Annotated in this window: 21 protein-coding genes; 8 read left to right on the forward strand and 13 right to left on the reverse strand. The window is 48.1% G+C overall.

The window, feature by feature from the left end; translation table 11 throughout:
* From J4G02_08235 to J4G02_08260, 6 genes are all read right to left on the reverse strand, one after another.
* A partial coding sequence (locus J4G02_08235; GenBank protein MCE2394560.1) for an RNA 3'-phosphate cyclase occupies nt 1-245 on the reverse strand: 245 nt, incomplete at its 3' end.
* A 26-nt stretch (nt 246-271) separates the two neighbouring features.
* Entirely contained in the window at nt 272-1,321 is a 1,050-nt protein-coding gene (gene recA, locus J4G02_08240) for a recombinase RecA (GenBank protein MCE2394561.1), read from the reverse strand.
* 30 nt (nt 1,322-1,351) lie between these two features.
* Complete coding sequence (thpR, locus tag J4G02_08245; protein MCE2394562.1) at nt 1,352-1,921, reverse strand: RNA 2',3'-cyclic phosphodiesterase; 570 nt, start codon at nt 1,919-1,921, stop codon at nt 1,352-1,354.
* Between the two features lie 83 nt (nt 1,922-2,004).
* Nucleotides 2,005-2,613 carry a CDP-diacylglycerol--glycerol-3-phosphate 3-phosphatidyltransferase gene (gene pgsA, locus J4G02_08250; GenBank protein ID MCE2394563.1) on the reverse strand — a complete coding sequence of 203 codons (609 nt, stop codon included), beginning with the start codon at nt 2,611-2,613 and terminating at the stop codon, nt 2,005-2,007.
* A 127-nt stretch (nt 2,614-2,740) separates the two neighbouring features.
* On the reverse strand, nt 2,741-3,451 hold the full coding sequence (locus J4G02_08255) for an outer membrane lipoprotein carrier protein LolA (GenBank protein ID MCE2394564.1): 711 nt from the start codon (nt 3,449-3,451) through the stop codon (nt 2,741-2,743).
* A 210-nt stretch (nt 3,452-3,661) separates the two neighbouring features.
* Complete coding sequence (locus tag J4G02_08260) at nt 3,662-4,168, reverse strand: hypothetical protein (GenBank protein ID MCE2394565.1); 507 nt, start codon at nt 4,166-4,168, stop codon at nt 3,662-3,664.
* A 442-nt stretch (nt 4,169-4,610) separates the two neighbouring features.
* On the opposite strand from J4G02_08260, the gene J4G02_08265 reads away from it, so the two are divergent.
* From J4G02_08265 to J4G02_08295, 7 genes are all read left to right on the forward strand, one after another.
* Nucleotides 4,611-5,084, forward strand: a complete 474-nt coding sequence (locus J4G02_08265; protein ID MCE2394566.1) for a VOC family protein — start codon at nt 4,611-4,613, stop codon at nt 5,082-5,084.
* Nucleotides 5,085-5,260: 176 nt separating this feature from the next.
* Nucleotides 5,261-6,055, forward strand: a complete 795-nt coding sequence (locus tag J4G02_08270) for a phytanoyl-CoA dioxygenase family protein (GenBank protein ID MCE2394567.1) — start codon at nt 5,261-5,263, stop codon at nt 6,053-6,055.
* 103 nt (nt 6,056-6,158) lie between these two features.
* Nucleotides 6,159-7,205 carry a Gfo/Idh/MocA family oxidoreductase gene (locus tag J4G02_08275; protein MCE2394568.1) on the forward strand — a complete coding sequence of 349 codons (1,047 nt, stop codon included), beginning with the start codon at nt 6,159-6,161 and terminating at the stop codon, nt 7,203-7,205.
* Between the two features lie 49 nt (nt 7,206-7,254).
* Nucleotides 7,255-7,812 (forward strand): metal-dependent phosphohydrolase, encoded by a 558-nt coding sequence (locus tag J4G02_08280; GenBank protein ID MCE2394569.1) that lies wholly within the window; start codon nt 7,255-7,257, stop codon nt 7,810-7,812.
* 72 nt (nt 7,813-7,884) lie between these two features.
* A complete protein-coding gene (locus J4G02_08285; protein MCE2394570.1) occupies nt 7,885-10,356 on the forward strand; it encodes a GAF domain-containing protein in 2,472 nt (823 codons plus the stop codon).
* Nucleotides 10,357-10,482: 126 nt separating this feature from the next.
* Nucleotides 10,483-10,839, forward strand: a complete 357-nt coding sequence (locus J4G02_08290) for a gamma-glutamylcyclotransferase (protein MCE2394571.1) — start codon at nt 10,483-10,485, stop codon at nt 10,837-10,839.
* Nucleotides 10,832-11,899, forward strand: a complete 1,068-nt coding sequence (locus J4G02_08295) for a M42 family metallopeptidase (protein MCE2394572.1) — start codon at nt 10,832-10,834, stop codon at nt 11,897-11,899. The genes J4G02_08290 and J4G02_08295 overlap by 8 nt, the downstream gene beginning before the upstream one ends.
* A gap of 10 nt (nt 11,900-11,909) precedes the next feature.
* Here the strand turns inward: J4G02_08295 and J4G02_08300 are convergent, their stop codons facing one another.
* Nucleotides 11,910-13,799 (reverse strand): von Willebrand factor type A domain-containing protein, encoded by a 1,890-nt coding sequence (locus J4G02_08300; GenBank protein ID MCE2394573.1) that lies wholly within the window; start codon nt 13,797-13,799, stop codon nt 11,910-11,912.
* A 241-nt stretch (nt 13,800-14,040) separates the two neighbouring features.
* Between J4G02_08300 and J4G02_08305 the strand changes: the two genes are divergently transcribed.
* Entirely contained in the window at nt 14,041-15,285 is a 1,245-nt protein-coding gene (locus J4G02_08305) for a glycosyltransferase family 9 protein (GenBank protein ID MCE2394574.1), read from the forward strand.
* Here J4G02_08305 and J4G02_08310 read toward each other — a convergent pair.
* The 6 genes from J4G02_08310 to J4G02_08335 all read right to left on the reverse strand — a co-directional run.
* Nucleotides 15,282-15,536, reverse strand: coding sequence for a hypothetical protein (locus J4G02_08310; protein ID MCE2394575.1), 255 nt, complete (start codon nt 15,534-15,536; stop codon nt 15,282-15,284). The genes J4G02_08305 and J4G02_08310 overlap by 4 nt on opposite strands.
* A 111-nt stretch (nt 15,537-15,647) precedes the next feature.
* Complete coding sequence (locus tag J4G02_08315) at nt 15,648-16,313, reverse strand: histidine phosphatase family protein (GenBank protein MCE2394576.1); 666 nt, start codon at nt 16,311-16,313, stop codon at nt 15,648-15,650.
* A gap of 126 nt (nt 16,314-16,439) precedes the next feature.
* Nucleotides 16,440-17,195 carry a nickel pincer cofactor biosynthesis protein LarB gene (gene larB / locus J4G02_08320; GenBank protein ID MCE2394577.1) on the reverse strand — a complete coding sequence of 252 codons (756 nt, stop codon included), beginning with the start codon at nt 17,193-17,195 and terminating at the stop codon, nt 16,440-16,442.
* Nucleotides 17,196-17,316: 121 nt separating this feature from the next.
* Nucleotides 17,317-17,682, reverse strand: coding sequence for a YtxH domain-containing protein (locus J4G02_08325; GenBank protein ID MCE2394578.1), 366 nt, complete (start codon nt 17,680-17,682; stop codon nt 17,317-17,319).
* 189 nt (nt 17,683-17,871) lie between these two features.
* Nucleotides 17,872-18,453, reverse strand: a complete 582-nt coding sequence (locus J4G02_08330) for a hypothetical protein (GenBank protein ID MCE2394579.1) — start codon at nt 18,451-18,453, stop codon at nt 17,872-17,874.
* Nucleotides 18,454-18,504: 51 nt separating this feature from the next.
* A partial coding sequence (locus J4G02_08335; protein MCE2394580.1) for a hypothetical protein occupies nt 18,505-18,665 on the reverse strand: 161 nt, incomplete at its 5' end.

Here is an 18,665-nt window from a genome sequence, read left to right on the forward strand (position 1 = left end):
CCAGTGATTTCTTGGGGGCGAAAGGTCAACGTTTGAGAACCGAGTTGTCCACCGATGACTTCGGCATTGGTAATCGCAGCCACCGCATTAACACTGGTGAGATGCTGTGGAGCCAGTCCCGGTTTTTTCCGCCCCGCGCGTATACCGCTGATACGGATGGGACGATTAAGAATCGCAGACAAACTGAGGCTTGAGCGTAGGATTTGACCGCCACCTTCGCCGTAATTTCCGTCTATTTCAAGCATGTCTATGAATTGATAGCGAATCGGATTTACTTCTTTTTTGATGTGTCAGGATCAACACCGGCAATTGATGCAGGAGCAGATTGGGCATAAATACCCAGGTTCTCACGAACTTTGGTTTCAATTTCGTCAATAACTTCCGGATGTTGAATCAGATATTCTTTCGCACTATTTCTACCTTGACCAAGACGCTCGTTATTATAAGAGAACCATGCACCACTCTTACTTACAATCTCTTGATCCGTTGCCACGTCAAGTAGATCGCCCAGCTTAGAAATACCCTCCCCGAAGGTCATTTCAAATTCAGCCTGTGTAAATGGAGGTGCCACTTTGTTCTTGGCAACTTTAACCCGAATGCGGTTCCCAACCATCTCGTCCCCTTCCTTGAGGGTTTCCGCCCGTCGGATTTCAAGTCGGACAGAAGCGTGGAACTTAAGGGCGAGTCCGCCCGGTGTGGTTTCTGGATTACCAAACATAACACCAATCTTTTGACGAATCTGATTCGTGAAAATAATGCACGCCTTCGATTTGCTTGTCACTCCAGAGAGTTTGCGCAATGCTTTAGACATCAAACGCGGCAATAAGCCCACATGTGCATCGCCCATTTCCCCCTCGATTTCCGCTTGAGGCGTAAGTGCTGCCACAGAATCAACCACAATCACGTCAATAGCATTACTACGCACTAACGTCTCAACAATCTCTAACGCCTGTTCGCCTGTGTCAGGCTGAGATATGAGTAGATGCTCCATATTAACGCCGATATTCTTAGCATACAGTGGATCAATTGCGTGCTCAACATCAACAAACGCGGCATTACCACCCATTTTTTGAGCCTCAGCGACAATGTGTAAAGCAAGCGTCGTTTTGCCACTGGATTCATGTCCGAAAATTTCTACAATTCGTCCGCGGGGTACGCCGCCGACACCAAGCGCGATGTCTAGTGCGAGTGAGCCAGTTGGAATCACCTCTACGGGCAAAATATCTTCACTACTAAAGCGCATAATCGCGCCTTTACCGTGTTGCCGTTCAATCTGTGAAATTGCGAGATCAATCGCTTTATTCTTCTCGTCTGCTGCCATACTAAATCTCCTCTGGTTCCATTTTCAATGTTATGTAAGTGAATGAGATTCTAAAGTTGAGTAGATTGCGCCCGTGGGATGAAGTTGACTGTGGATAAGCGAAAGTGCATTGACACGCATCTCTGCCCCGTCAATGCGATCATATTGACGATACTGGTTTGTGTAAGGTCTGAGGTCGATTCGCTCTTTCAACCGGGCGATCGTTAGATGGGGATTGAATTTCTTAGTGTCCAGCGAGAATCCACAGTCGTTTAATGCCACGTTAATGTCTTGAGCAATGGCAGATACCCTCTCGCCTCCAACCTTTACGCCAGCCCACATTACTCGTGGACGCGCGAAATTAGGAAATGTCCCCAAGCCGCCGATGCGCAATGAAAAACTCCGATGACGGCTAGCCACCCCCTCGATTGTCTCTCCGATGGATTCAAGATCTTCCGTATCAACATCCCCTAAAAACTTCAACGTCAAATGAATGTTGCCCGGTTTCACCCAAGATGCTTTTTGAATCTGTTTTCGCAGGGTTCCTTGGATCCGTGCTAGTTGATTTTGGATTGTTTCTGGTATCTCGATTGCAATGAAACATCGAATCGGTTGGTTCATTAGTCCACTAGTTCATTAGTTCATTGAATTGCCGGATCCTATACATATTGCTCTGCAGGGGTTTTAGGTAGCAACTCAGGTGATTAAATGTCATCGTCCGTGTAAGTGTCCGGGGATCGCATTAATTCGTAAATCCCTTTGCGATTGTTGTATAGAAATTCCAAGCCTGAAATGACTGTGAGCACTAAGGGAATGTACATCATGAAGTAGATCGGTCCTGGGAGTTGAATAACAAAATCCATATCTATATTCAGTAAGTGGCTATATTCTTGGGCAACAAGTAAAACGAGACTAGTAATAATGACAACCATCTGTGAAGATGTTTTATATTTTCCCCACTTGCTTGCTGCGACCACTGTGCCGTATCGCCCAACGAAGACCAGGCGTAGTGTCGTGACGACAACCTCGCGTCCCATAATGATTAGCACCATCCACCCTGGAATCAATCCGCCCTTAAAGCGCGTTAGGCAGATTAGTGCTGCGCCAACCAGTAGCTTATCTGCGAGCGGATCCATGAACTTTCCAAAACTCGTAGTCCCCTGTTTGCGTGCGATTATTCCATCAAGATAATCGGTGAGGGCTGCCACACAAAAAATAATAAGTGCAGGCAACATACGTTCATATCGAAACGAAAGCATGAAGAAGGGGATAAGAAGCATGCGTGCGATCGTTAAATAATTTGCAAGGCGCATCACATTGTGGAAATCCATCTTTTTATTTCCCTCTTTAATGGATGGAGATTCGGATATTGATGTGGAGGTGGCAATTCAGAGGACGTATGCACTTAGATTTCGCATATCGGGCATTACGTTTAGCGTCTCACTCATTTGCTGAAAGGTCAATCACTTCAACCCCGTCAGGAATAACAAATCTGAATAGATCAGCGTCCATTTCTATGTCTCGTTGGATGTTAGCAAACGCAACAATGACGCTTAGACTGCCTTCCTCATCGCTTTCAGTCTGATAGCCGAATTGGACAGGTAACCAATTATCAGATTTGACCCATATCTCAATAATCTCGCGGGGTGCATTGGCTTCCAGATTAGGCGGTATCTGTGGCTTGGGAACTAGCTTGATACGGTAGATACCTTTTGGATTCGCCACTTCATCCGGAACTAGCTCCATGTTAAATTTTTCGGCGGCTTCATCTAGGGACGCACCCAACCCGGGCAATAGTTCTTTGCGGTTGGCTCTGCCCCATTTCATCTTATTCACTTGGCTGAGTAACGGCGTGTACGCCCAAGAAAAGTCACCATCAAGAACGATGAGCTGCGCTAGCTGTGTCGGATCTTTGTGACTGACGTATTCCTTGCGTAGTAGGTTTGGCTTGCTGAACCTCAATCGTCCGCGTGCAACACTTTTGTTTCCTGCCTGCAATGTGGTTTCCTCAAAATCGGCACTAAAGTTTTTAGATTTTTCGTAAGCTGCTTTGAAGTTCTGAAACACATTTTCGATAGTATCGGCAGTCCCGCTGCTTATGCTGATGACTAACAGAAACGTAAGAATGTAAAGAGAGTAGAACCGTTTCATCATCCCGTTGCGGCGTGGGCATCACCCAAGCCACGCTCCTTTGCAATTCGGATAAACAATCAGTGACACAGAAGAATAATCCGTACCGAGTAATACGTAAGAGAATTGTTGATATTACGCATTACGTATTCTATCCGTAGCACAACTGCAATGTGCTAGTGTAATGTATGCAATACAACGCTAGCAGTATAGCACTTGAGATAGGGTTTGTCAACGCCGTTTTTCCCGTTCCACGGCTGTTGATCTGCCGGAGTCGCGTTCCTTCTCGGCAGCCTGTCGCACTTCCTCCTCCGTCACATGAACCCGTGCCCAATCAAGTAGGACGACCTCTATTTCACCGGGATCATCAAGCGCGTGTGTAACAAAACGCTCCAGAAGATCGATAATCCGCTCATCCCTAAAAAAACCCTGAAACCAGATAGAAAACGCCTTAATCGTGTCAGGTTCCTCGGCAAAAGCCCAGAACGCCACCTGACAGAAATCAAGCCCTTCATCAACCGTTTGCTGCGAAATCCAAACCCCTTCGGGGAATCCTTCAAATAGGGGCAAAAAGTCGGGAAGTAATCGAGGGAGCGCATCATTCAGATAAGATATTTCTGGAGAAATATCGAACTGGATGCTATATTTGTGTGCCGGAAAGTAGAGATCCGTCACTTCGGGCTGGCGATTGGTAGGTAAGGAATTGTTTGCGGTTTGCTCTTTGCGTCGAAATCGCACGGTTTATTCTCCCCTGTTCAGAGACCTAGTTTATCGGGTATTATACTGAAGATTTCCGCTCTCTGCAACTACAATTCCCAGATATGGAGGGCAATCAAATCTGTTTAGGGACTACACAGTTAAGCAATTAGAATGCTGGGCGAAACCCTGTCATAGCGCAGATTTGCCAATCTCCGGACAAATACAACTTGGAAACCTGTCCCCACAACGCGAGTTGGAGTGTCAGCCACTATGGCCAAAACATAACACGCATGGGATAGGAGATGATTTTCGCGATCGAAGTGCGAAGTTCCCACACAATAGTTACAGGCAATTCCCCCACAAGATGTGAGAGGCGATAACGTCATATCTGTGGTAAACACTCAATTCAAAGATGTGCACTGAAGATGGGAGTCGTATTTTCAGCCAATCTGGGTATAGCACGAGATGAAGGAGGCATAACATGATTAATTCTGTCAACATTCTTGACCATGTAGCGGTAACGGTCAGTGATATGGACCGTTCGTTGGCGTTTTACTGTGGTCTGCTCGGACTGAAAGAGGTTGAACGGCATCGCCTAGAGGGCGAGACTATTTCAAAGATGGCGGGAAAGCCGGATGTGATTATGGAAGTGGTCCGGTTGGAAGCGCCCGAAACGCCGGGGGTTCTGCTTGACCTGCAGCAGTACGTTGTGCCTGCGGGCAAAGTATCTGATGCACAATTGGGAGATGTTGCTCACTCGCATTTTTGTTTCGGTGTGCCAGATGTATGGGCTGCTTACAAAGATCTTTCGGAAAAAGGGGTTGAGTTTGTGTCGGAACCGGTTAGCTTTGATTTGGAATGGGGTATTGTGTATGTAGTGTTCTTCAAAGATCCAGATGGTTTTATCTTAGAGCTAATGCAGGTCCCGATTGAGAAAAAGGAATCCAGTCATTAGCTTAAAGGTCCGCCGTAGGAGGGATCTCCGAATCCCGACACTTAATAACCCAACCAATTCTAAAAGTTGACTTTACAGGGTGTGCGAATTCGTGCTAAACTGGCGCCATTCAGTTTGGGTGGGGACTGCTTATGTGTATTGTCTACGCCCGTATATCTATCGTGAAAGGAAATCTGATGGACACTTCGCCGAACAAACATGCTCCCGCTCATGAGCAATACGAACGCAACGGTTACGCTATTTTTAGGGATGTTCTGGATTCAGACTTGGTTCAAGAGGCAGGTAATCACGTTGATTGGCTGCTCGAAAAGAACCCCGATCTACGTCCGGAACATTTACACCATCGTCTTGTCAGAGAGGATCCGTTCTGGGTCCGGCTGATTAGCGATTCGCGCCTGCTCGATATCGCAGAAATCTTTATCGGACCCAACATCGCGCTGTTCGCATCGCACTACATCAGCAAGCCACCCACCGACGGAAGACCCGTCCTATGGCATCAGGATGGTAGCTATTGGCCCCTGACACCGATGGAGGTTGTTACGTTGTGGCTCGCTGTCGATGATTCGACCCCGACGAATGGTTGTATGCGGGTTATCCCCGGTACGCATCAAATGGAACTCCATGAAATGCAGCGTACCGTTGATGTCCCTAACGTCCTCAGCTCACATATGGATCCCACCTTGGTTGATGAGTCCAAGGCAGTTGACTTTGTGCTCAAGGCCGGTGACGTTTCGGTGCATCACCCAAACATTATTCACGGATCCAACCCAAATACCTCCGCACAGCGGCGTTGTGGTTTAACTATTCGCTATATCCCAACAAGCACACGAATTACCTCAAAGGAGCCTTGGCCCTGTGCCTTTCTATTGCGCGGAGAGGGTGTTCCTAACGTGAACGACTACGCACCACGTCCGAAATACATCGAGGGATTTCACATGCCTTTTCGGGGATGCGAAGATTGGGCCGGGTAACATCCTCCGTGACAGTTGCTGAAAGCGAAATACTCCATCGTCAATAGGGGCATATTCAAAAAATGAGCCGCTGAAGCAGACAAATTTGCATAGAGGAGTTGATATGATAGATTCACCGGTGAAGGTTGGTGTGATTGGTTGTGGTGCACAGGGCAAAAATCACCTGAACGTCATTAAAGAATTGGGGACAGAAACCGCCATCGTAAGTGCGTTTTGCGATCTTAGTCTCGAACGGTTGCAAAACGCGAGGGAGATGTGGCCCCAGGCGTTCGCCACCAGCGACTTCAAAGAGATGCTTGCACCCGCAAAACTCGACTTGGTGATTGTCGCTACAATGCCGAACACCCATATGCAGATGGCGCTAGCGGCGTTGGAAGCGGGCGCAGATGTGCTTTGCGAGAAACCGTTCATGAGGAATTTAGACGAGGCAACCGCGGTGCTTGATTGCGCGGACCGGCTTGGTCGTCAGGTACAGCTCGGCACGAATATGCGATATATGGCTATCTCCCGATACCTCCGCGATTTAGTGGCCTCCGGTGGGGTTGGTGAACCGGTGTTGAGTAAAGTTTGGGGGTGCCACATCAATCCGCCTTGGTGGGGACCTCACTATTATCTGAGCAGTTCTGCTGGTGGCGTCCTTGCCTCTACACTGATACACGCACTCGATCTTGCGATCTGGGTAGCCGGTTCTCCGAATCCGGTCTCGGTGACAGCCTCGATGCGTCGCCTGTTTCCCGGCAAACGGGGTCCCATCGCTACACCGGAAGTAAGGGAACGGTTTAATGTTGAGGATCTATTGACCGCTTTTGTTCGATTTGACGATGGTTCCACCTGTATGTTAGAGGGAAATTGGTGCGATGATAGTCCACCACCCCATCACTTCGAGATGGTCACGACCAGAGGGAAGCTCAAAAGCGATCCGTTTACTGTGACAGTTGACGAAAGTGGTAAAGTGGTGAATAAAACCCCTGAGTTACAGGAGAGTAGTGGGTGGGGTGAGAGCATCCGAAACCAAGATGCCGATGTTATTCAGCGTTTGCGCGATGGCAGTCCTTGGGAAATGCAGGACCGGCGGCAGCTGCTGAACTTACAGCGATTGATCGATGGCTGCTATGAATCCGCAAGAAGTGAACGGGAGGTAGTTTTTTAACAGGAAACGTGAATTTTACCCATTTTACACGCAGATGAGGATAACAAAGATGAGTAAAACGAATATTATTGACGAGATCTTTGAAGCATTTCAGAACTACGGAGAGCAACTCTACGAAGGCGGGGAACAGGTCACACAACAACAGCACGCCCTGCAGACCGCTCACGCTGCCGAGAAGGATGGTGGTAGTGATACGTTGATAGCAGCCGCTATCCTACACGATTATGGGCATCTGGTTCATGATTTACCCCAAGAGGTTGTGGCGCGAGGAATAGATGATAAACATGAAGAACTTGTCGCCGCGCTTCTAGAGCCATATTTTGTCTCGGCGGTTACGGAGCCTGCGCGACTCCATGTGCCTGCGAAACGCTATCTCTGTGCAGTAGAACCGAGCTATTTTAACAAGCTGTCCCCCGTGTCCATTCGGAGTTTGGAACGGCAGGGTGGACCATTGACTGAAGCCGAGGTAAAAGCATTTGAAGCCCTACCTCACTATGTTGATGCAGTGCGGTTACGTCGCTATGATGAGATGGGTAAAGATCCTGATGCGGCAACACCCGATCTCGCGTATTACCGTCCCTATCTGGAGACTGGGCTAAAGAAATAATCCTTCTTTGCCACAAGCGAGGTGCAGTCGCCTTCCCAGCTTGGTTGCGGAGGTGCCACTGCAAAGATCTTAATGAAAATCCAGCGTGACCTGACCACGACTCTCTATATTCTTGCGTCGGGCATATACCTCATTGTTGGGGCACGGAGTTTCGCTAGAGCTCCGGATACACCTGAGACCGGCTACTTCTACCTGATTGGGCTCATCATATGGGTGGTCGCGACACTCGTGTGGATGCAGCAATCGCAAAGCCAAGTTTCTTCCGAATCTGATGCTAAAAACAGAAGTGAAGAAACCCTGGGATCGTATCGGGCAGTACGAATCTCCTACCTAATGAGTATCGGGTTCATGAGCGTATGCTCCATTGACGCTACCTTCTCGATCGCTGAAGGAACGTGGAGCAGTCGGATTGTGCCGATCTGTCAATTCGTATCTGCGACAATTACCCCTTGCCTTTTTCTCCATTGCTTTCTCATCTTTCCCGCAGAAAAACAGTTCGTCCAACGTAATACTTGGCTATTAAAACTCCTATATGTTCCGGGGATTGCTTTATGTTTGAGTATCTCCTTCTTCTATCTACGTGGGCAAGACTATACCCGCGAGTTTTTCCTAATCAAATTATCGCCTCTTGAAAACCTCACAATCGGGTTCCTTTTTGTTTATTCAATAGCTGGACAGTTGTTACTCCTGCACACCTCGTTTGGCGCGCCTTCTGCCTCTCAGCGCCGTCAAGCACGATGGTTGTTGCTCGGTATTGTTGCAGGGACATTCCCATTAGCTGTCTTCACGACAGCACCGCGTTTTTGGGATTTCTCGATTTCATACACTCGCTTTTCGGCTTATACCCTGTGCCTTATCCCAATCTGCTATGTTATCGCGATCATCCGGCACCGGTTGATGAATATTGAACTCATCATCAATCGTAGCGTTGTGTATATGCTTGTCAGTGGTTTCGCACTCGGTATTTATCTGTTAAGCATTCAAGGACTCACTATGTTTTTCCACACAGCCGCGCGCTCTCGAACGGTGACCGCGGTATCGGTGCTTATCGCCGCTGTGCTGTTTGCGCCTGCCAAGACGCGCATTCAAAAACTGATAGATCGGGCATTTGATCGTGAAGCGTACAACTACCGTCAAACGCTTTTGGCACTAAGCCAGACGCTCCACTCAATCCTCGATCTGGAGATTCTGGTAGATACTTTACTCCGCCAAGTTACGAAAGCGATACATATCAGTCGTGGCGTTGTAATGTATCGCGTATCAGGGGACTTTGAGTCTGAATACAATTACAAAAGCGGTTCCAACTCTTTTTCCAAGGCGGAGGCACAGTTTGTCCCAGAAGCGGCTATCGGGGTTGATACACCACCCGATGGATTACCGTTGACGCTATCAGCATCTCTGCTTAAAAAATTGCAAGAGGCGGATAAACCGCTTGATTTTTCAGGCCAGCCCCTTGACCCGGATTTAATTCACGTTACGCCCTCGGAATCGGCAGACGCTTTCGTCCACTTTCTCCAATCCGCGGTGTGGATTCCATTCGTGACACGGACGAAAGAAAACGAGAACCTAGTGGGTTTGCTTGTACTCGGTCAAAAGTCATCGGAGGAACCGTATACGCAAGCCGATTTGGCGCTGCTCGGCACGCTTGCGCATCAGGGGGCAACGGCGATCGAAAATGCGATGCTCTACGCCCAGCTAAGTGCGCGAACAGAAGCGATGGAAACCGCGCGGCAACAACTGATGGCAACCTATTTGGACACTTATGGTGGCACCATACCCAAACCTACAAGCGGAGAGTTAGCTTCGGACTTTAACAACATTGCCACAGCTCTCAAAGAGACGTATGACCAACTGAAGCAATTGGACACGCTCAAGTCTCAATTTTTGGATAATGTGTCTCACGAACTACGGACGCCGTTGACGCATATCAAAGGGTTTGTGGACAATCTACTTGACGGTGTCGGTGGTGGACTATCGGAAAAGCAGGTAAGCTATCTGTTGCGTGTCATGGACAATTGCGACAGGCTTATCCGGCTGATAAACGACCTATTAGACCTCTCCCAAATTGAGTCGGGCAAGATTTCGTTGCAGCTTGAACCGACGGAATTATATCCTATTCTTGAGGCGACAATCGCAGGGATTCAACCGATAGCCGATAGAAAAGGGATTCAGGTTAATCTAGATTGTGGCGTCGATGTAGTTGCGTTTGTGGACCCTGACAAGATGGGGCAAATTATAACAAACTTGCTAGATAATGCCATCAAGTATACAGAAGGCGGTAAATATGTCGGGGTCGGTGTGACGATAGTATCCGATCAGATGCTCCAAGTCTGTGTTGAAGACACAGGGATCGGTATTAGCCAGACAGAATTAGACTTCATTTTCGATCGTTTTCATCGAGTTGCAGACTCGAAAAGCGGTGGCATCGGTTTGGGGCTGCCGATAGTGAAAAATCTTGTTGAACTCCACGGTGGCGAGGTTTGGGCGGAGAGCCAGTTAGGTAAAGGAAGTCGTTTTTATCTTACGCTGAAACGTAATGCGTAAAGGGGCAACGGGGTACCAATACATTGGTGTAGTCAGGTTAGAAAGTCCCGATTCTGTTGCACGATTTCTTAACATTAGCCGAAATGTAAAGTGTAAAAAGTGATTTACATTAAGTAAAGCTATACTATGAATCTCTTTGTTTATGGCACCTTGAAAGATAGAGAATTGATTCAGTCGCTACTTGAACGGCCCCTCGGCGATCCAAGTGTAGGGATAATGCCTCAATGCACAACTGTTATCTCCAAGTGGGGATATCCCGTGATGATACCTACCGAAAACTCGTGCGTCAAAGGGGTTGTCTGGCATGGGTTAACGGTTGAAGATTTTGCTATTTTAGACAGATATGAAGGCTGCCATGTTGAAACACCCGCCTACCAGCGAGAGAAGCGGAAAGTCATTGTTGATGGCAAAGCGGAAGAGGTGTGGGTGTATGTTGGCACTTCGACGTTTTTAATTTCAATTAGAAAGGGAAGTGATGAGTGAAAAATCGGTAGAACTGCTTGAAGAACTCACTCAAGCGGATGCCATCCCCGGACACGAGGAAGAGATCAGGGAAATCTTCCATTCGCACTTGCAGGGGGTTGGAGATATCCAGAAGGATCGATTGGGAAGCATCTATTGCACAAAGAGCGGAAGCACTGCAAACCCGCGAATCCTGCTTGATTCGCACATGGATGAAGTCGGATTTATCGTTCAGCATGTGACTGCGGTGGGGTATGTCAAATTTCTTACGGTCGGTGGATGGTGGGCACATACACTGCTTGCACAGCGCGTCAATATTATGACGAAACAGGGCAAAGTTACCGGAGTGATAGGATCCACACCGCCCCATCTCCTAAGCGCCGGTTCGCGTGATAAGGTGCTGGATATTAAAGATCTATACATTGATATTGGAGCGGACAGTGCAGAACAGGCGATGGAGGAGTATGGGGTGAAGCCCGGCTGCCCGATCGTTCCCTATGGTCCGTTTATGCCGATGAGAAATCCTAGCCTATTTTCTGCAAAAGCATTTGATAATCGTGTCGGTGTAGGACTAGTTATCGAAACGCTCCAGCAACTCGGTGATCATCCAAACACTATCATCGGCACCGGAAGTGCACAGGAGGAGGTGGGGCTACGCGGTGCGCGAACGGTTACCGCCGCAGCGGAGCCAGATGTGGCAATTGTGCTGGAAGGACCGCCCGCAGACGATCTGCCGGGTTCCAGTAGTGATACCTTGCAGGGGAAATTAGGTGGCGGTGTGCAGATTCGGTTGTATGATCCATCCATGATTGCCAATCCACGTTTGACAGAACTTACGATTGAAACTGCAACCGCACACCAGATTCCACATCAGGTTGCCGTGCGGACCTCAGGCGGGACGGACGCCGGGGCAATCCACCAAGTTGGGCGTGGCGTGCCATCAATCGTACTGGGAGTGCCAGCCCGTTATGTCCACAGCCATGTGTCTATCATCAATATAGACGATTACCGAGCAACGTTAGACCTACTACTGCATCTAATCCCGCAGCTCGATGCGTCCACAGTAGATAATCTTGTGTAGCATTGGGGATTCAAGACTGCTCCGCTTTATAACGGATTGCCTTGTTGACCAGATACATCAATTCAATAACCTGCTCACTATCTATTTCGGGGAAGGCATCTTTCACGACTTGATGGACCGTATCTAAACTACCGTCCTTTGCCCAATAGCTTTCGCGGAGGATTTCAGCAAATTCTGCTACCGCAGCGGCTAACCGAAACGTTGCCGGTGCTGCATCAAATGATTCATGGAGTTGCAACACGGAGATGTCTTTGCTAACTTCGTTGACCTGATGGTTATCAGCATCTGCATATCGAATCGAAACGGTTGCCATTTTTCCTGTTGCATCTGGATGCAGTTTAACCTCATACAGGGCAGTTACCCGATGTCCTGATCCGACTTCTCCGGCATCGGCGGTGTCATCTCGAAACTGTTCATGATCGAGGCGACGATTTTCATAGCCAAGCAATCGGAAGCGACTGACAACTTCGGGATTAAAGTCAACTTGAATCTTCGCATCTTTCGCAATCAACTGTAGTGTACCCGTCAGATTTTCAACGAATATTCGCTTGGCTTCGGCGAGTGTATCAATGTACGCGTAGCTGCCGTTGCCCGTGTCGGCGAGACGTTCCATGAGGACATCGTTGTAATTTCCCATGCCGAAACCGACCGTAGAGAGGGTAATTCCTTTATCAACATAAGTACGGATTTCTTTAAGGATTTCATCGGGACCTGTTCTGCCGACGTTGGCAACCCCATCTGAGCAGAGAATCACCCGGTTGATGTGATTGACACTTGCATTCCGCCAAGCGAGATTATATCCGATTTGCAGCCCTTCCTCCGCGTTGGTTGATCCACCCGGTTTGAGGGCATGGATCGCTGACAAGATTGTACCGCGTTGTTCGATCCCTGTATGTGGAAGCACAAGTCTGCCATGAGAGCCATAAACCACAATACCTACTTTGTCGGTGGAACGGAGTTGATCAACGAGTAGAGTTAATGCCTTCTTTACTAACTCCAGACGATTTTCCTTTTCCATTGAACCGGATACATCAATGACAAATGTGAGGATGGCGTCTTTGCGCTGTTCGGCTGGAATGACGCGCCCTTGAAGCCCGATGCGTAACAGTTGAAGTCGTTTTCCTTCACCGAATTTTGACGGGGCACCATCAATGTGAATAGCAAATGCGTCCTCCATCGGTGGGTCATAGTTGTAATCAAATGCGTTGATAAATTCTTCGACACGTATTGCTTCCGGTGGCGGCAAATACAATTCTGTCACATATCGGCGCGCTATCGAATAGGAGGCTGTATCAACGTCCATCCCAAACGTCGAAAGATGGTCGTCTTCGGTATCAACGAACGGATTGGTGCCAGTTCCCTTAAAATACATATCGTGATACGCTTCACCGTTTGGGGGATTCAATCCAAAGTGATAGTAGGAGGTTGCGTATCCTGCACTTACTGCACCAATTTTAGCGGCCTCAGGAGCTCTAACCGGTGACGATTCGCGTTGAACGGAAGATGCAGGACGAACACCATTTGGAGAATTCAATTGGGGTGGTATGGCACTGTCCATCTTAACAACCTTGTTGGAAAACTCAACCATTGTTTGCGGGTGACCCGCAGATGTGGGACGAACAATAGCGTGAGTCGTACTTCTCGGTTGAACTTGAACTTGTTCTACAACAACAGTCCTGCTTATTTGAACGGTTGGCTTAACAACAGGCTTAATGATTGGCGTAATAACAGATGTACGAACTTGAGGAACTAGTGGTGGCTCCGATGGAAGGCCCTTTAGACCTTCTGGCTGCCTGAACTGTGCAGTTCGCGCTGCGTAAAATATGCTTGCGACCAACATGATGATACAGTGAAGCAGCAGCGATACCATCAACGCTCCTGAAATTCTCTTGGCGTTCATTTTATTCCTCCCGGTTTGGCATTTGTGATACTGTGGCGGAACTATCTATTGGCAAATCACAGTATTTTGAGTCAACGAACAATAGTTATTCACGCCGGAGATAAAAGCAAATTATGTGCCAATAGGTATTTGTGGATATAACCCTAAAATCGCTACTTTTCATAACCTTAGAATCTTTTTAATGCCCAGAACGGTTTAGCCCGTATGCACTGACTGGTGCAAAATCTCGGAGCGAGAGCCCATGCACCCAAACATACTACAAAAGATTTTAGACCGTTACATCGGCAGCGTTCTCTGCTTCCTGCTGGGCGGATTTCAATCTCGTGCGGTTGTCCAGCATGGGTGTGCCCCGCAGCGTATTTTGCTTATCCAATTGTCTGCGATTGGTGATACCATCTTGACAATTCCAACGATTCGATCAATTCGGAATCGGTTTCCCAATGCACATTTGGCGATGGTTGCATCGTCTATTAACCTACAATATCTGGAAGGCTGCCCTTACATTGATCAGTATATTCCGTGTCGCTTAGAGGAATTGATGAAATCGCCACGGAAGCTGATTGGATTTATTGTGGCATTGCGCCGTCAGAAGTTCGATTGTGTAGTCGATTTTGAACATTGGGCGAGGTTCAGCGCATTAATCGCTTACGGGAGCGGTGCATCAAGAAAAATCGGATTTCGATCCGCGGGTCAACATCGACATTACCTTTTTACGGATGTCGTTGAGCATGTACCGGGACAGCACGAGGTAGTCAATTTTCTGAAGATAGCGAGGCTATTGGGGTGTCCGATTCACGAAACGGATCTGGAGGTGTGGTTGAAAAAGGAAGATGAAGATTGGGCAGGAGGATTCTTCGACGAGATGGGGATCGATCGGTCTAGGCCGGTTATTGCTATTCATCCGGAGGCAGGCAGGCGGGGTGAGCCGAGAAGGCGGTTCCCTCAAGATAGATTTGTATCGGTCATTGATACACTTGTGGAACGGTATAACGCACAAATTATTTTGACGGGGGCACCCTCAGAACTTGAAGTCTCACAGCAAATTACCGCGCAAACTCGCGCACCTTGTGTTGTGGCAGCCGGTAAGACCGAAATCAATCAACTCGCTGCACTGTTTGCCAACGCTGATTTTCTTATCTGTGGAAACTGTGGACCGATGCATCTTGCTGCTGCTGCTGGTACGCCGGTCGTCGCGCTACACGGGCCGACAAACCCATCGCAATGGGCACCGTGGGGGAGTGGGCATACAATTCTTCATGTGGATGTGCCGTGCAGCCCGTGTCTCAATCTTGGCTTTGAGTATGGCTGTTCAGCACTTTCGGACGGAACTTCGCCTTGCATGCACACGATACAGGTTGAAGAAGTGCTTAAAGCCTGTGAAAGGTATCTGATTAATGAACGAGGAGGAGGACGATTAGATGAAGGAGAGGTATTCAAGACGGAGAGGGTAAAATGCCGCCAGACTGCACTGCCTGTGTTGCGCTAGCGGCACGTTATCCGAATCACACCATCGTAAGGGGTTATGGGCGTAATCAGCAATCGTGTTGTTTCGTGGTTCATCGTCCAACTGTCATCAGAGCTATAGATTTTGTGTGCGGTAACACCACCATTGATTTCTATCTCATTCGTCCCGTGAACGATCCTGGCTGGCTCTTTGTCCAGGAAAATAACACCCGTCCGGGATAGGTTATGCTCCATCTCGCCAATGTTATTATTCTGAGCGTTAGAGGTATTCACTCTCCTTCAAGGGATAATATAAAGATATCGCTGTATTTCTATGTCATTTCCAAATACGTGACGAGTGATAAGTGAAGACAGGCGTACGAAATCGTGTGGCTGAATAGCCATTTACGACGTAATCATCCCTTTTGGGAGATGGCAAATTCGGTCCGAATAACGCAATTGCGTTCCTCGAGCTGTTCCTCGGATTTGACTAATTGCTGCATTATGCTGGGCAAAGCGATCTGAGTCATCATTGGGCGGTAGGTCAAAAAATGTACCAATCAGCGTCGACAGAAAACCGCCGTGGGAGATTGCTGCAACTGGTTCATCGGATTGGTTGTGGATTGCTTGCAGATGAGCAATGAAGTTTGTAGCGTTCTGGTCGGCTCGCTGCAGCATCAATTCGACATTTTCCCACTGAGTAAATAGCCAACCTTCGTCCGTAACGTCTTGAGGCAGAACCACATCGGGACAAACTTCTTTCATTTCTGAGCGCGTTAGTCCGGGAAGTGTGGCACCAAATCTGCCAACACTTTCCTCCCATATACCGTCCCATTCGTGCAGTCCAATATAGATATGAGGGGCGAGAGACAGAATGCTCCCTATAATTTCAGCTGTCTGCAAAGCTCTGAGCATCGGGCTGCAGTAGAGTCGGCGAATCCCTTGCCTTTGCAGGGCTTTGCCAACATAGTACGCCTGTTGTTTGCCCAGATTTGATAGTGGCGGGTCTGCGACGTGAGGCAATCCAGCGTTGTTGGTGGACTGTCCATGGCGGATCAGGTAAAGTTCCATAATTTTCTCCATAATGTGTTAGGGTTAGACGTTAAATCCTAACTGTCGGAAAAAATTCGCCGTCAAATAATACACACATAAATGAAGAGAGAAGCTGATTATTGTCGCAGAAATTTTACACGCTTCCTATTTAGATATATTGAGCTGATTGATCAATGACGCGCTATAACCCCCTCCAAATCCGTTGTCTATGTTCACAGCAGTTACACCCGAAGCACAACTATTCAGCATACTCAACAAGGCCGCAACACCGCCGAAGCTTGCACCATAGCCGATGCTAGTCGGTACGGCAACGACAGGTTTATCGACCAATCCGCCGACAACGCTTGCTAGCGCTCCCTCCATGCCTGCCACGACAACGAGCACCCGGGCTTGAATCAACTTTTCATGATTATTGAGTAGCCGGTGCAATCCAGCAACGCCGACATCGTATAGTCGCTCCACCCGGTTACCCATAATTTGCGCGGTTTCCACGGCTTCTTCAGCTACCGGGATGTCGGACGTGCCAGCGGATACGACCAGGATGCCATCATGCAATTCACCGGAGGGTTCTCCAATCGTGATAGTACGACCGAGTTCATTGAAGCAAGCTGATGAATCGAGGGATGCTAATGCGTCGTAAATGTCGGGAGTAGCGCGGGTAGCGAGGAGGAGATGACCGGCGGCGAGAATACGTTTGCTAATTTCCTTTACCTGATCGACCGTTTTGCCTTGACAAAAGATAACTTCCGGAAAGCCTTTGCGTAGTTGTCTATGATGATCGACTTTGGAAAACCCCAGATCCTCAAATGGTAGATGCCGCAAGGATTGTATGGCGGCATCTACGTTTACCTCACCGCGTTTAACGTCCTCCAAGAGTACGCGTAATCTGTCGAGGTTCATTGACCGTCCGTTCTAGATAAAGAAACCACAGGTATATAGCATTTCCGCCTGTGGTTTCTGTGTTGGGACAGGTTGTAAACTGTTTAGAAACAGATCTCCAACCTGTTTGTTCAAGTGAATTTTAACTATCGGCTTCGGCTTCTTCCTCATCCTGATCGCGAGAGAGCATATCCGCCAGTTCCGACTTCTTTTCGACAAAGGCAGATTTACCCGCCTCGACAGCGGCGCGCACCGATTCAGTCGCGTCATCTACTCGTGCTTTCCCTTTGTCGACTAGTTCAGTAACTCTTTCGGTTGTTGCTTCCCTTGCGCGATGGGCGCTGTCCATCGTTCGATCTTTGACATCCGTAGAAGCATCGCGAATCTTTTCTCGGGTTTCCCTACCGGCCATAGGAGCAAAGAGTAAACCGAGAAGTGAGCCGATCAAACCGCCCGTAAAAAATGCCAAAAGCACAACAAGTCCATTGCCCTGTCTTTCGTTATCCATTTGGACAAACTCCTTAGTTATAGTTAAACGTTGAGGCTATATTCACGCCTATTTGCACTAGTTGTTACACAATAATTCGTCAATCAATCTGAAATGTGAGAGGCGTAACAGTCTATCATCTATCATGTTCCACACTCTCATCAATTCAGTAACGCATAGATCTTAAAAGCGACATCACAAAACAGGAATTTATTCGTTTTCTTCTTCGTCGGTTGTATCTGCTGAAGCTGTACTTTCTGAATCCGATGTGTTTGATTTACGAGACCGGCTGAATACATCCCAGCTCCGCTTAAGGGCGCTCCATGCGCCGATAAAATCTGTGACCGGAACGGACAGCTGATCTCTATAATATTCCGCATGCTTAATTGTAGTTTGCGAAAAATCTGCGACAGTGTTAACTAAATCGTCGATTTTTGCAATATTTTGGTTTACAGTTTCCGTTATTTCTTGGATATTGTGTGTGGTCGCTCGAATCTCAGACTCACTGAGTTGCTGAATGGACGCGGTGATTCCGTTGATATTTTCAAGCAGCTGCGGTAGTTTCTGATTCAACTCTGTAACCGTTCCATCTAGCGATGTGAGCAGAGTGCTGAGATCCTTGTGTACACCAACTAGGTGTTCGGTTGCCTTGAGCAGACTAGGAACGCTTTTGTCTAGCAGGTTTTCCACGGATTTTAACGTCTTTCCGATCCGAAATGCTAACCATATAAAAAAGATAGCAAGTACCAATAACAATAGACCTAAAGGAATCTGCCAGTAAAGCGATTTCATTCCTTATGGAGCTATGTCCACCCCGATTTTATGGGACGGTTCGGTCAATGTTTAAGCCTGATCCGCCACAATTTTCATGACGGCACCAATTGCTTCTTTCATCTTGCTTGGGTCTTTGGCTCCGCCTTGAGCGAGCTCAGGACGTCCACCGCCACGACCATCTGCAAGCCGCGTCACCGCTTGGATAATTTTCCCGGCCTGTAAGCCACGGT

Source organism: Candidatus Poribacteria bacterium, from assembly GCA_021295755.1.
Lineage (GTDB): Bacteria > Poribacteria > WGA-4E > WGA-4E > PCPOR2b > PCPOR2b.

Excerpts from the sequence above, each read along its gene's own strand:
- J4G02_08295 (MCE2394572.1), top strand. The coding sequence starts at position 10,832 with ATGAGTGAAAAATCGGTAGAACTGCTTGAAGAACTCACTCAAGCGGAT.
- J4G02_08255 (MCE2394564.1), bottom strand. The coding sequence starts at position 3,451 with ATGAAACGGTTCTACTCTCTTTACATTCTTACGTTTCTGTTAGTCATC.
- J4G02_08275 (MCE2394568.1), top strand. The coding sequence starts at position 6,159 with ATGATAGATTCACCGGTGAAGGTTGGTGTGATTGGTTGTGGTGCACAG.
- recA (MCE2394561.1), bottom strand. The coding sequence starts at position 1,321 with ATGGCAGCAGACGAGAAGAATAAAGCGATTGATCTCGCAATTTCACAG.
- J4G02_08300 (MCE2394573.1), bottom strand. The coding sequence starts at position 13,799 with ATGAACGCCAAGAGAATTTCAGGAGCGTTGATGGTATCGCTGCTGCTT.
- J4G02_08325 (MCE2394578.1), bottom strand. The coding sequence starts at position 17,682 with ATGGATAACGAAAGACAGGGCAATGGACTTGTTGTGCTTTTGGCATTT.
- larB (MCE2394577.1), bottom strand. The coding sequence starts at position 17,195 with ATGAACCTCGACAGATTACGCGTACTCTTGGAGGACGTTAAACGCGGT.
- J4G02_08315 (MCE2394576.1), bottom strand. The coding sequence starts at position 16,313 with ATGGAACTTTACCTGATCCGCCATGGACAGTCCACCAACAACGCTGGA.
- thpR (MCE2394562.1), bottom strand. The coding sequence starts at position 1,921 with ATGAACCAACCGATTCGATGTTTCATTGCAATCGAGATACCAGAAACA.
- J4G02_08285 (MCE2394570.1), top strand. The coding sequence starts at position 7,885 with ATGAAAATCCAGCGTGACCTGACCACGACTCTCTATATTCTTGCGTCG.
- J4G02_08305 (MCE2394574.1), top strand. The coding sequence starts at position 14,041 with ATGCACCCAAACATACTACAAAAGATTTTAGACCGTTACATCGGCAGC.
- J4G02_08280 (MCE2394569.1), top strand. The coding sequence starts at position 7,255 with ATGAGTAAAACGAATATTATTGACGAGATCTTTGAAGCATTTCAGAAC.
- J4G02_08330 (MCE2394579.1), bottom strand. The coding sequence starts at position 18,453 with ATGAAATCGCTTTACTGGCAGATTCCTTTAGGTCTATTGTTATTGGTA.
- pgsA (MCE2394563.1), bottom strand. The coding sequence starts at position 2,613 with ATGCGCCTTGCAAATTATTTAACGATCGCACGCATGCTTCTTATCCCC.
- J4G02_08270 (MCE2394567.1), top strand. The coding sequence starts at position 5,261 with ATGGACACTTCGCCGAACAAACATGCTCCCGCTCATGAGCAATACGAA.
- J4G02_08290 (MCE2394571.1), top strand. The coding sequence starts at position 10,483 with ATGAATCTCTTTGTTTATGGCACCTTGAAAGATAGAGAATTGATTCAG.
- J4G02_08265 (MCE2394566.1), top strand. The coding sequence starts at position 4,611 with ATGATTAATTCTGTCAACATTCTTGACCATGTAGCGGTAACGGTCAGT.